At 29.6% G+C, this 13,243-nt stretch carries 10 protein-coding genes; 5 read left to right on the top strand and 5 right to left on the bottom strand.

What is annotated here, in order from left to right; translation table 11 throughout:
• Window positions 1-16: 16 nt before the first annotated feature.
• The gene (locus B3792_RS13630; protein WP_291069917.1) at window positions 17-844 is read right to left on the bottom strand and encodes a hypothetical protein; all 828 of its coding nucleotides are present in this window, start codon (window positions 842-844) and stop codon (window positions 17-19) included.
• The gene (locus B3792_RS13625) at window positions 837-1,400 is read right to left on the bottom strand and encodes an RNA polymerase sigma factor (RefSeq protein ID WP_221855759.1); all 564 of its coding nucleotides are present in this window, start codon (window positions 1,398-1,400) and stop codon (window positions 837-839) included. Before B3792_RS13625 ends, B3792_RS13630 begins: the two co-directional genes overlap by 8 nt.
• Window positions 1,401-1,713: 313 nt before the next feature.
• Here B3792_RS13625 and B3792_RS13620 point away from each other — a divergent pair, with 313 nt between their 5' ends.
• Window positions 1,714-2,664, top strand: a complete 951-nt coding sequence (locus B3792_RS13620) for a M20/M25/M40 family metallo-hydrolase (protein WP_291067470.1) — start codon at window positions 1,714-1,716, stop codon at window positions 2,662-2,664.
• A gap of 59 nt (window positions 2,665-2,723) precedes the next feature.
• Window positions 2,724-4,919, top strand: coding sequence for a B12-binding domain-containing radical SAM protein (locus B3792_RS13615; protein ID WP_291069915.1), 2,196 nt, complete (start codon window positions 2,724-2,726; stop codon window positions 4,917-4,919).
• Window positions 4,920-5,140: 221 nt separating this feature from the next.
• Here the strand turns inward: B3792_RS13615 and B3792_RS13610 are convergent, their stop codons facing one another.
• Together B3792_RS13610 and B3792_RS13605 are read right to left on the bottom strand one after the other, a co-directional pair.
• Entirely contained in the window at window positions 5,141-6,133 is a 993-nt protein-coding gene (locus tag B3792_RS13610) for an OmpA family protein (protein WP_291069913.1), read from the bottom strand.
• A gap of 183 nt (window positions 6,134-6,316) precedes the next feature.
• Window positions 6,317-6,709: a DoxX family protein gene (locus B3792_RS13605; protein ID WP_280050222.1), complete on the bottom strand. Its 393-nt coding sequence runs from the start codon at window positions 6,707-6,709 to the stop codon at window positions 6,317-6,319.
• Between the two features lie 2,211 nt (window positions 6,710-8,920).
• Between B3792_RS13605 and B3792_RS13600 the strand changes: the two genes are divergently transcribed.
• Together B3792_RS13600 and B3792_RS13595 are read left to right on the top strand one after the other, a co-directional pair.
• Entirely contained in the window at window positions 8,921-9,415 is a 495-nt protein-coding gene (locus tag B3792_RS13600) for a hypothetical protein (protein ID WP_291069910.1), read from the top strand.
• Between the two features lie 66 nt (window positions 9,416-9,481).
• Window positions 9,482-9,679, top strand: coding sequence for a hypothetical protein (locus tag B3792_RS13595; protein ID WP_291069908.1), 198 nt, complete (start codon window positions 9,482-9,484; stop codon window positions 9,677-9,679).
• Window positions 9,680-9,953: 274 nt separating this feature from the next.
• Here the strand turns inward: B3792_RS13595 and B3792_RS13590 are convergent, their stop codons facing one another.
• The gene (locus tag B3792_RS13590) at window positions 9,954-12,380 is read right to left on the bottom strand and encodes a hypothetical protein (protein WP_291069907.1); all 2,427 of its coding nucleotides are present in this window, start codon (window positions 12,378-12,380) and stop codon (window positions 9,954-9,956) included.
• Between the two features lie 267 nt (window positions 12,381-12,647).
• Here B3792_RS13590 and B3792_RS13585 point away from each other — a divergent pair.
• The coding region (locus tag B3792_RS13585) for a hypothetical protein (protein WP_291069905.1) at window positions 12,648-13,243 on the top strand (596 nt) is incomplete at its 3' end.

Raw genomic sequence — 13,243 nt, 5'->3', positions numbered from 1 at the left:
GATTTTTTGTTAATTATTATTTTCTAAAAAGAACCGCGTACGCTTCGTCTTTCACAAACGGTTTTGTTGTAGGATCCAAAACCATTTCTTGTAATTTATTTGTTAATTTCAAATCGATTTGATCGTTATTGATATGCGCTATCATTCCTATTAATTCCATTTGTACCATCGGATCATCTTGCTTCATAAAAATGTCTGTTAACTCTTTTGAAACGTCCGATTTAGGTAATTTTGAAGCAAGTGCTTCGAGTGCATTTAGTCGCACAATTGTATTGTTGTCATTTAAAGCTAAGTTGTATAAACTCTTTTTTAAATTGTGATCAATACTTGGTAAATCAGCTATTTTTGCAATTGCATTAATACGATTACTTGTTGATTCTTGATCGTTTAATGAACTTAAAATTTCATTTTTAAGGTTTTCATCTATACCAATTAATTCTTCTTTTGCTTGAACAACTTTTTCAACTTTTTTCTCTTTCGTAATTCTTACAAACTGAATTTCTTTTTCATTTTGTTCAGTTTTAATTTCAGTTGGATGAACAATTTCTGGTTGAATTTCTTCTACTTTTTTAACCTGCTTTTCTTTTACAATTTCAATTGTTTTTGGTGAATTTACTTGATCATTTTTTAATAAAAAATATCCACCAACACTCAATAAAACAAGCGCAGAAGCAGCAATACTCCAATTTTGAATTCTCCATTTCTTAGGCTGTTCAATTACCAAAGTTTTTTCTTCCTGTTTAGGAATCTCAGCCTGAATTCTTTTCCATAATTCTGCAGAAGGTTCTTTGTTTTCAAAGGCTTCTCTGTTTTTTTCGATATGTTTTTTTAAAGAATCATTCATTGCAAACGGTTTGTTGTAAGGTTTCGTAAATTTTCTTTTTTGCACGATGATATTTACTTCTCACCGTGTTGTGGCTCAATCCCAAAAGTTGAGCAATGTCTTCTTGCGGCATGTCTTCGAACAGAAATAGATTCACAATTGTTCTTGTATCCGTTGGTAATTCTTCAATTGCTTGTTGCAATTCTTCAATTTTACCATCCAACATTTGTTTTTCTTCCATGCTTTCTTCGCTGTCATCAATAATATTTGCTCCAGCAACATCAGAAAAATAAACTTTGTTTTTTCGTAAATGTGAAATTGATTTATTAATCGCAACTCTACTGAACCAAGCACCTAAATTTTCGATGTTTTTCAACTTTTGAATATCAGAGAAAAGTGAAATAAAAATTTCTTGTGTCAAATCTTCCGCATCAGAAACTTCTGTGACCAAACGATAAACAGAATTGTAAACTGATTTCGAATAGCGATGATAGAGCTGAGTATAGCCAGCCTCTACACCAGATTCGCACCAATCTAATAGTTGTTTATCATTTATTGAAAAATTTTCTTTCTCCAAAATTTTCAAGGTTTCATTGTTGTTTCTATTGTATAGACGCAGCAAGTTTTTGAATGTTGCATCAATTTTTAAAAAAGTTTTTGAAATTTAACAATTATTGAATTATTCACCCTGATTTTCAGTGATAATAAGTAAAATTTTGAATATAAATTTTAAAAAGGTTTTAGTTGATAAAATTCTATTCTCGATACAATTCTTATTCATTCCATTCCTAAAAATCACTCGAATTGACGAATTTTAATTCAAAACGCGCAAGATATATTCTTGATTATTTTTCTATTTTTGTTAGACACATAGTTAGTCGAAATTGAATATGAAAAAAATAGTTATCATCTTATCTTTGGTTGTAGGAGCCAAGTCTTTTGCGCAAGAAATTGAAGTCAAAAATCTTAAAAAACACGTTTATTTTTTGGCTGATGACAAAATGAAAGGAAGAGGAACTGGAAGTGAAGAAAATTTGAAAGCTGCAAAATATATTGCAAAAGAATTCAAAAAATATAAACTTCAACCTTTAGGAGAAGATGGATATTTTCAAGGATTTGAGGCGAAGGTAAAAAAAGTAAAAGTTGTTGACAGTATTCGTTCTGCAAAAAATGTGATTGCTTTTTTAGATAATAAAGCGGAGAAAACGATTGTGATTGGTGCACATTACGACCATTTGGGAGAAGGAAAGCAAGGAAGTTCTTTGGCGAAAGATAGTTATGGAATGATTCACAATGGTGCTGATGATAACGCTTCTGGCGTTGCTGGTTTGTTAGAATTGGCAAGATTTTACAGTAAAAATAAAGTGACAGAACCTGTTAATTTTCTATTCATTGCTTTTGGTGCAGAGGAATTAGGTTTGGTAGGGTCACGTTATTTTGTGAAACATCCAACGTATGATTTATCGAAAGTGCATTGGATGTTAAACATGGATATGATTGGTCGTTTGAACAAAGAATCTGGCGTTTCAATTATAGGTTATGGAACTTCTCCAACTTTCGAAACAATTTTTAATGAAATTAATCCGACTGATTTTGTTAAATTTTATACAGGTTATGAAGGTAGAGGCGGTTCGGATCAAACTTCGTTTTATGAGAAAGATATTCCAGTTTTATTTTTCCATACAGGCGGTCACGACGATTATCACAAACCAACTGACGATGCAGATAAAGTAGATTATGAATCGTTGAAAGGAATTCTTAATCTCGAAAAAGCTGTGATTGAGGAAAGTTTTAAAATTGAAACGATGCCGTTTAGAAGCACTGATAAAACTGAAAAATAATTGATAAAAATCTAAAATTATTTTTTTTCAATCCGTATTTTTGCAACAAATTTCAACGATTGAAAACGGATCTTTTATTAATCACACCACCTTTTACGCAATTAAATACACCATATCCTGGAACAGTTTATTTAAAAGGATTTCTAAACACACTTTCATATTCAACTTTTCAAGCTGATTTAGGTTTAGATGTTATCTTACAATTATTTTCAAGAAAAGGTTTAATTGATTTATTTGAATTTATTCAAAATCAAGAGATTGAATTAGGTGATAATAGTAAAAGAATGGTGATGTTAAGCGACGAATATATCGCAACTATTGATCCTGTTATCCGATTTTTACAAGGAAAAAATTCGACCTTAGCTGATTCAATTATTCAAGATGGATATTTACCAGAAGCTTCTCGTTTTGCAGAAGTTGAAGATTTGGAATGGGCTTTTGGTTCGATGTCTTTTCAAGATAAAGCGAAGCATTTGGCAACGCTATATTTAGAAGATTTATCGGATTTAATCATTGAAGCTGTTGATGAAAATTTTGGTTTTTCTCGTTATGCTGAACGTTTAGGAAGATCGGCAAATTCTTTTGATGAATTGTATCAAGAATTACAGAAAGCCCCAACTTATATTGATAAAATTACACTTTCGGAGTTAGAGAAATTAATTCAGAAAACGAATCCAAAAATGATTGGTTTTTCGGTTCCTTTTCCAGGGAATCTATATTCGGCTTTCCGTTGTGCGCAATATATAAAAGCAAATTATCCTGAAATTGTGGTGGACATGGGCGGAGGTTTTCCAAATACGGAATTACGTTCTTTAAGCGATCCACGAGTATTTGAGTTTTTCGATTTTATTACATTAGATGACGGTGAAGCGCCAACTGAACAATTGTTAAAATATATCAATCAAGAAGTTGAAATTTCTGATTTAAAAAGAACTTTTGCACTTCAAAATCAACAAGTTTCTTATATTAACAATCAAACTATTCGTGATTATAAATTTAGCGAAGTTGGAACGCCAGATTATACGGACATCAAATTAGATCAATATATTTCTGTCATCGAAGTGGTTAATCCAATGCATCGTTTGTGGAGTGATGGACGTTGGAACAAGCTGACGATGGCACATGGATGTTATTGGGGAAAATGTACGTTTTGTGATATTTCGTTAGATTATATTAAGATTTATGAACCAATTGCGGCAAAACAAATTGTGGACAGAATGGAAGAGTTGATTGAAACTACTCAAAATACAGGTTTCCATTTTGTTGATGAAGCTGCTCCACCAGCATTAATGCGAGAAGTTGCGTTAGAAATTCTTCGAAGAAAATTGACCGTAACGTGGTGGACAAATATCAGATTCGAGAAAAGTTTTACTTACGATTTGTGTCGATTACTAAAAGCTTCGGGCTGTATTGCGGTTTCTGGTGGTTTGGAAGTAGCTTCGGATCGATTGTTAAAACTAATTGATAAAGGTGTGACCGTGGAACAAGTTGCAATTGTGAATCGTAATTTTACTGAAGCTGGAATTATGGTACATGCGTATTTGATGTATGGTTTTCCGACACAGACGAAGCAAGAAACCATTGATAGTTTGGAAATGGTGCGTCAAATGTTTGAATTAGGAATTCTTCAATCAGGATTTTGGCATCAATTTGCGATGACAGCACATAGTCCAGTTGGGTTGAATCCAGAGAAATATCAAGTGATTAATCATAGCACCGAATTAGGAACTTTTGCAAATAATGATATGATTCACGAAGAGAAATCAGGCTTAATTCACGATCAATTTTCGTATGGATTAAAGAAATCATTGTTTAATTACATGCATGGTGTTGGTTTTGAATTATCGCTGAATGAATGGTTTGATTTTAAAGTTCCGAGAACGTCAATTCAACCAAATTATATCGAAACAGTTTTGAATAATGAAACTTTCATAACGCATAAACCAACGCAAAAAGTAGTTTGGTTAGGAGGGAAGCCTCAAATAGAATTTGTTACGAAAACCAAAAAAGGGAAGACTTTTGAGAATGCTGTTTTACAGTTTCATACCAAACAAGATTATCTTGAAATTGTTGTGGACAAAGCGATTGGTGAATGGTTGGTTGATTTTGTTCAATACTTGAAAGAAAGTCCAAAAGCAGTTTCGTATCAACAAATGAAACAAAATTTTGAAGAAAAAGCGCTAACAGATTTTGAGATTTTTATCTATTCAAAACAAGCCGAAAAATTAAAAGAAACAGTTTTACTAATTGTATAAACATAAAAAAAACCTTGAATAATTCAAGGTTTTTTTTGGTAGATATGAATTTGTATTAATTTTGATCAAATGATTTTAAAGAACCATCAGCATTAAACATTCTTTGGTATAGAATCTAGTTCTTTAGTTTCTATAATGTTTGGAGCAACTTTTTTTAATAATGTACTACGGATTAGTATCAATATTTTTCATGTTTAATAAAATTAAAACATATATAGATTTTACTTTACTTTAACCAACTCTACACGTCTATTTTTAGCTTTATTTTCTTCTGTATCATTTGCTACCAATGGTTTTTCAGCTCCGTATCCTATAGCAGATAAACGTGTTTTATCAATACCTAAAGCAATTAGTTTTTGCATTACAGCATTTGCACGATCATTAGATAGTTTTTTGTTATGCTTAGCGTCGCCAGAATTATCAGTATGCCCTTCAATTGATATTTTTAATGTGTTATCTTTCTTTAAGGCATTTGCAATTTCAGTCACAATCTCATCACCTTCTTGCGTGATTTTTGCTTGATCAACATCAAAATTAATATATAAAATAGATTTTCCATTCTTAGTCAAATCCTCAGCAATTTCGTCTGCTGTTACTTTGGTGATAGTTTGCTTAAAGTCTGTTTCTTGTAGTACATTAAGCGAAGCACCAGCATTGTTAGAAAGGTATTGTATATATACATTTCCTTTATCTTTTGTACGTAATACCCAAAACTTCATATTTTGTCCAGCGTATCCCATATCACCTTCGCCTCCTTTATTCGGATCTTGTTTATTGTAACGCTCATATTCTTCTTTGGTTATTTCACCATCAAACACTTTAACAGCCCCGATAGATTGTAAATAATCAGCCATACTTTTTTCAAAGAAATGTTGCGAAAATTCTTCTCCTTGTTTAGGTGAAACAAAAGTTTTATACAACTTTCCTTCAAAAGGTGTCATAACACCGTTAATAGGAAAAAAACATATGTCAAATTGTTTTACCAAAGGTTTGTTCATTTCTTTTAAACCTTGCGGAAGATTTATGAAAGGAAAATCTCCAATATCAGCTGTTGAAAATGGAATTTTGCTGATGTCAAATCCATTATCAGCAATCGTATTTTCTTGTTTTTGATTAGTATCTACTATAACATTATCCGTTTTCTTTTCTTCTGTTTTGTTGTTACAAGAAACAATCAAAGTAGCTGCAATCGCTACAATAAATAGTTTATTCATCGCTGTTCAAATATTAATTTTATAGTATTATTTGAGATAAAAATACTATAAATTATTATCATACAGTTATTTATTTACGTAATTATTTTAATCTTCTATTTAGATCTTTATTAAAAGTCATCCTCTTTCATTCAAATTTGTTTAATATAATTCAATTGTCGTAAGTTGGTTACTTCAAACAAGTTATTTAGTATTTTTAGTCGATTTCAAAGCCCATATAATTAGTAAAGGTTGCATGAATAATCGTGCTAATCTTTTTTGATCTGTATCCAATCCAAAACCATCTCTTTTGTTTTTATATTGAGCCCAGTTTCCAGGAAAAACAGCCCCAAAAAAACAAGCTGCTATTTTTCCAACTATTTCTTTTTTACTATCTGGAGCTAAAACAATCGTACTACCCAAGGCTATTTCTGCAATTCCCGAATACACAACTGTGTCATCTTTGGGTAAAGGAACCCAATTTGGTACTTGTGTCTTGAATTCTTTTCTAGCTATAGTTAAGTGAGCAATTCCTGCTCCAATCAAAAAAGCTCCTAAGGTATATCGTGCGATGTTTTGTGTCGTGTTATTTTTCATGGTATTCATTTTTAGAATGTTATTATTCAATAATGAATCAAAAATCGTACAACTAACACTTAATGGGTTTTGAATAGGTGAAAAATCAAGATTTTTTATTTGAAATTTATAGGGAATTAATTTATTATGTTTTACGCTTAACTTTTTACGTTTTTTTCTTTCTTGCTGTCACATTTATTATGTTGAAGAATAAGATGAAAATTGTTTTAAAACGTTTAACTTCTTGATATAATTTTCTACATTACATTTCGAAAATCACTCGAAGTGACGGTATTTGATGTGAGTATTGAAACTTGTTACTGAGTTTACGAAGTGTCGAAGTGTCGAACCGAATCCTCTAATTTTCTAACCACAATAGAAACATAGTTTTTTTTATTTTAGAAATTGTATAGTTCAGTAAACTGAAAAATATCGATTTATTTACTATGATTAAAACATTTCGATTCTAAATCGTCGGATTTTTAACTCCTTTTTCAATATTCAAAATCCTTTTTTTACAATGAATTTATAAATCGTCATTGCTGAAAAGTCGAGTGTCAATTCGGCGTAAAGAGCGTTAAAAATGATTTATGTTCGCATTTCATATGCGAATGTTCTAAAGCATTTAGCGAGTAGCCGTTATTGACCGACTTGTAAGCACAGACTTGATTTTTTGATTACTTTTTGATCAAGCAAAAAGCAATAAATAGAGAACTTCTTATTATCGCAAATTCCATTTAGAATTTCATCTCTATTATCACGCGCGCGCGCATTCGCACCTGTTAATCCTATATTCCTCCTAAAATATCCCCCTCCGACAGGTTTTAAAAAATACATTAATAAATGAAAAAATTAACACTAATCATTTTATGAAGATCATTTACTTTCTTATTGTGTTGTCTTCGGGGGATAGAGTGTGAATCTGTTTACTCTTTCATAATTTTACATAAGTTTTTTAATTCAACATTAGTTTTAAAAGCCACTCCTTTTCCAGTACATCGCGCCAACTTTGTTTTTGGGAAAGGGGTTTTGGTTTTTTATTTCAAATTTGTTCTTTATTTTCATTTTTTGAGCGCAAAAAACGAAACAAAAAACGCTTGGCTGTAAACCTCTCTACTAAAAATGTTTTCACTCCTCTAAAGATTTTACAAACCCTACGGGCTAAAACCTTTTTAACGTTGCACTCAACCATTTTCTTAACGTGAGAGTTTTAATGCCGGTTTTTCATCCTTTTTCAATATTCAAATTCATTGTCATATAAATTCTCAAATCCCGCACCTCGAATTTCGAATTTCGCGTCTCGAATCTCGAATCTAAAATCTAACATCTAATCTGTACTTTTTACTTAATACATAGTACATAGTACATCCTAACAATCCCTTCCGATACACGAACCACGAACAAACCATACGGAACACATATACAATGGATACAGAATGGATATAGCGCGGATACATAACCGATACAGAAAAGTGTCATTTTCGATATACACCGATACAGAAATTTAACACTTTTTAACACTTTATTTTCTAATATTCTGTCATTTCAAGAAATCTAATCTGTACATAATTGAATTCTCTCAATACTAAAATCTCACATCTCACATCTAAATAATAGGTAGCAGAGCCCAATAAATTTGGAAAATGACATGAAACGCTTTACATTTAGTGTGCGAATAAAAAAGATAAAACGAATGCTTTCAAAGTCTCCTTACCGAGGCTCTGATAGAGAGCGTGTAAAGAAAGGATAGCCCTTTGCTTTACGATCCGTGTTTTAAAAATGCTATACGGAGGTTTGTTCTTTAAAAGAAAAGGAAAAACTAACAGACTTTGTCTGGCGGTTTTTTACGGATGAATGGAAATTGTTTCGTTCTCATTTTGTGTTGGGTTTTATGGAACGATGTTTCTCGTGTATGAAGAAATACTTGCAAAAAAAAGCAAGGCGGCTTCACACTTTAGACTCAAGGGCGACCAAACCCATCTTAAAAACTCGAAAGTTTAAAAGTTACCTCTAAAGCATACGTGAAAACCGCCCATGCCATATACGAAAGTACAAAACTTTTTAGACATGGAGCGATTCCACGATAGTCTCGAGGTAAAATTGGTCGTTTTGAGCCGAGAACCCATCGTAAGTAATTTGTCTTTATAGACTAATTATCAATTCGCTATTACAAATATAATACTTTTTTAATTAAATGCAAATTATTTTCTAATTAAAAACCTATAGACATTAATGAATAGTAGTGGTTCTAAATATAGAGAGCAAATAGGAGGTAAGTTAAGATCTCATCGTTTGAAACTTTTTTTATCAATTGATGATATTATTCTTATGACTGAAATTTCAAAAAGTTCAGTTTTAAAAGTTGAAAAAGGAATTGCAAAAGATATTGATTTATATATTGAATATGCAAAAGCAGTTCAGTACCCATTAGAAACATTATTAGACTTTAAAATTCCTCTTAAACCTCTCAATGAATTACCTAAAGATAGAATAGAATCTTTAAAATTGACATCAAAAATTAGGGAACAAATAGTAAATACAAACTTTCTTAATAAAGGTAAAACTGTTGCTGAAATAAAAGAGGAGTTAGTTCGGTTAAAATTAGTACCGAAAGATATTACTTCTGTTGCTATCGCTGGTGTTATGAGGAACTTAAAAAACGATGAGTTGGTCAGTTCAGAAGAAACAACTGGTAGAAAGGCTATTTATATAAAGCCTAAGAAATAATTATAATACCATAATGACTTCTAGAATTTTTACTTTTCGTAAACATCAATACTAAATCATAATTTTATGAGAGATCCCAAACGAATAAAACCTTTACTTGAAAGAATCGAAAAAATATGGATCGAAACCCCAGATTATAGGCTTGGTCAACTAATAATGGTTATTGCTAGAACTGGTGAACATAATCCTAAATTATTTAATTTGGAAGAATCAGAATTACTTAAAAAGTTAGATGAATTTGAAAAAACACAAAACATTAAGTAATTAAAAACGTTTTATTTAAAAACAATATACTAAATTAGTAGGGTTAGCTTGTAGGCAAGTTTAATGTTAGTAATGGTACTCTGGAGTTAATTTTAGGTTTGTCTAACTCCAGAGTATTTTATTTATATCTAAATTTCGTAGTGTAAATAATTATTCAATTTCTGTCAACAGCCTTGCAATTTCTATTTTTTCTTGAAGCAAGTCAATTTCTTTTTTCATTTTCAATAATTCTTTTTGCAAAGAATCATTGGTTTGTAATGTGCTTTCCTGTTTGTTAAGACCTCACAATAAATTTTGCACGATATTCCATTTTTTCTATTGCTGAATTAATTTCATCAATGACTATTTTTGAAATTTCATCAATAATTAAGTATTCATTTAATTCTATTTCAGTAGATAGCTCAACTTCCATATTTTTTAAGTAAGTACAAAACAATTCAATCCTACTTTTTCTCAAATGCATTTTATCAATCCAACTTTTACTATCTTCAATCAGGTATGTAATTTCACATATTTCATCGAAGATATCAGTATCAAATATATTTGTATCAAATAATACAGTTTCAATATAAACAAATAGTTTACTTAAATTTGATATATAATATCCTCCACATAATGTTATAAAATATTTAGGATTTTTTAAATGTTTTTCATTTGTATGAATTAAATTAAAATCAGTTAGCTTATCTATTATTAATTTACATACATCTTCACTCGCACCAAAATTTGATACAAATTTTACTATTTCTTGAAAATCTATTTCAGCATTATCTATTCTGGCATTTAATTGAAGATATTTTAATAAGTATAAGATAATTAGCTGTTGCTTTTGAGAACCTAACTTTGAATCAAATATATTTAAAGCTTCAGACCGTTCTTCCTTATAATACTTCCATGGTCCTAAAACACTTCCTTTAAACACTTCATGAAATGGAAATGAAAAACTAGCTTCACCTTCAACATAATCTCTAATAGCTTTGTCAGCTTGGATATGTCCAGATATTAAAAAATTTTGAATTAATGTTATACCTTTTCGTGTATTACGATCACTTAAATATTCCAATAATTTTGAATTTATTTCATTTAATACACTTCTTTGTACAATTTTAAAGAACAATCCTAAGTCAGAAATATTCAATATAGCTCCTGTTTGAAGTTCGACAGTTGCAGTTTGATCTTTTAATTTTCTGGCTGCATAATTTAGTCGTTTTGATAAAACATCTTTAAAAGAAGGAGGATTAATCCAAAACTTTTTTAATTCATGAGCATTAAATATGGAACTATTTTTGTGTTTAATATATGTAGAATCTCTTAAAGATATAAAAACTAAACATTTAAAAGTTTTTGAAATTGAAATTGCTTCCGAAAATACATTTGTTTCTAAAGTATCATCTTCATAGAGATCAACATTGTCAATTACAATTATACATAATTGTTGTGATGCAATATAATTATAAACCTTCTCAACGTAAGGTTCAACATTTTTAAAGTCTTTATCAATTAATTCTATGATTTTTTCTTCAAATTTTTCTTTATTTTTACTCAATAAGGCATACGGGCCTCTTTTTAATGCTTCAATTTCTGATTGGTAAGCAGGTAAAATAACTGATTCGAAATCTGTTGGATTATCATCATGATCCTGTAATAAATATTCATTTAATGATTTATATAAAAATTCACGTGGATTACCGCTAATTCCCATTTTTTCATAGTCAATATATACCCATTGTGCTTTTTGATCATTTAATATTTCTTTAGATTTTATTAATTCAAAATGTTTGAGATATGTCGATTTACCAGAACCTACAGAACCTATTATTAAAGTCACTGGAGAAGTAATATTAGGCTTAGATATACTTAATAAATCATTAATAACATCTTTCTTAGAGTCTCTTTTTATCTTTTTAGCAGGCTCAATAATTTCAGGTTTATACTGAGTTAAGTGAATTTGTAATGTTTTATCGAATTTTGTTCGATTATCGCTTTCTACATAACATTCTTTTAATATATCTTCATCAGACAATAAAGCTTCTGACATAATTGCTTTATCTATTCCAACCATTATATGATCAGCAATACTGTTTCTTCCTAACCTGTAATCAGAATTATCAAGTACATTTATTAATCTATTATTAAGAATATAATCCTCTTCTCCTGTAATATTTGATAAACTGCCATTTTCAACGTTATGAACTTCAAATACATTAAATAATTCTTCTGCATCATTTAAATCATCAAAAGGAAACAAAATATTTGCATATAATTTTTCTCTATCTGAATAATTTGTAGTAAAATAACACCAACAATTTCCATTAGTTACAATGACAACATCTGCTTTTTTATTTTTTGCATAGTCTTCAGCTTGATTAATAGCATTCTTTATTTCAGTAGCTTTTAAAATAGTTCCAGTAACTTTAAGCCTTTTACGTTTTGTTGGTGAAGGAAATGAAACTCCATATTTTTTTGCTTCAATAATAATTTTAAAATCACCTGCTGTCAATAGATAATCTATATAACCATCTCTAACTCCTGTTGTATGAGGTTCAACACTAATTTGACCGTGTTGCCATTGTAGTACTTCTCTAATTATTCGATCAATTATATCGAATCTGGTTTGTGCTTCGGATTCATTTTCTAAACTCTTATCTAATGCTCTTTTATGTATATCTGCAAATATTTCGGAAATTTCGCCCCAATCCATCATTCTATATTAGTATTTTTCGTAAATATAATTAAAAACTTTGTATAATATTATTAACCATAACATAACCTTTAGAATAATAAATAACCTCTTTAAAAGTGATTTTAAGGAGGTTATTTGTTTTTACGTGAAACCGTAATTTATTGTTAAATGGTTGTTGTATGTTTGGAATAATATTACGAAATGAAGATATAGGGGATATTTAATGAAGCTATATTTTACTTCGTGAAAACAAGATTAGGCAAAACTTCTATATAAACTATAAAAATGAAATTTACTTCTAAAATAGAACAAAATTCTAAAACTTATGAAAATATTGATGATTTAATAAAAAAATCAATAACAGAAATTTTACTAGATAATATTGACATTATAAGTATTGCTGTTAAAAATAGAAATAAATTTGAGGGTTGGTTAAAATTTGAGTTAGCTAAGAAATTAAATCAATTAAACTTAAGAGATGTTATAGTTGAATCTAAATATGAAAATAGTAGAGATAGATACGATTTAACATTTATGAATGGTGACTATTCAACATACTTCATTGAATTAAAAACTCCAAATACAAATTGGAATATTAATGGTGTAAAAAAATGTGGAAGACCAATTACGAAAAATATTGCTTCAATAATTTCCGACACAAAGAAATTGAATACAAAATATGGAATTATTGCTTTTGTTTTATTTCCAATTCCTCAAAACAGCAAATTGTGGGAAGCATATTTTGAAAGAATTAAAACTGAATGTAATTTACCAATTAATATTGAAAAAAATTGTAATAGAATAAATATAGTTTTTGATAAAGAAGGTAATAATTGTGATTTAATTATATGTAGTTATTTTGTAAGCTTCCCCAAAATTAG

This window comes from Empedobacter sp. UBA5924 (assembly GCF_002431085.1).
GTDB lineage: Bacteria > Bacteroidota > Bacteroidia > Flavobacteriales > Weeksellaceae > Empedobacter > Empedobacter falsenii_B.
This window is presented reverse-complemented; position numbering and strand designations above follow the sequence as displayed.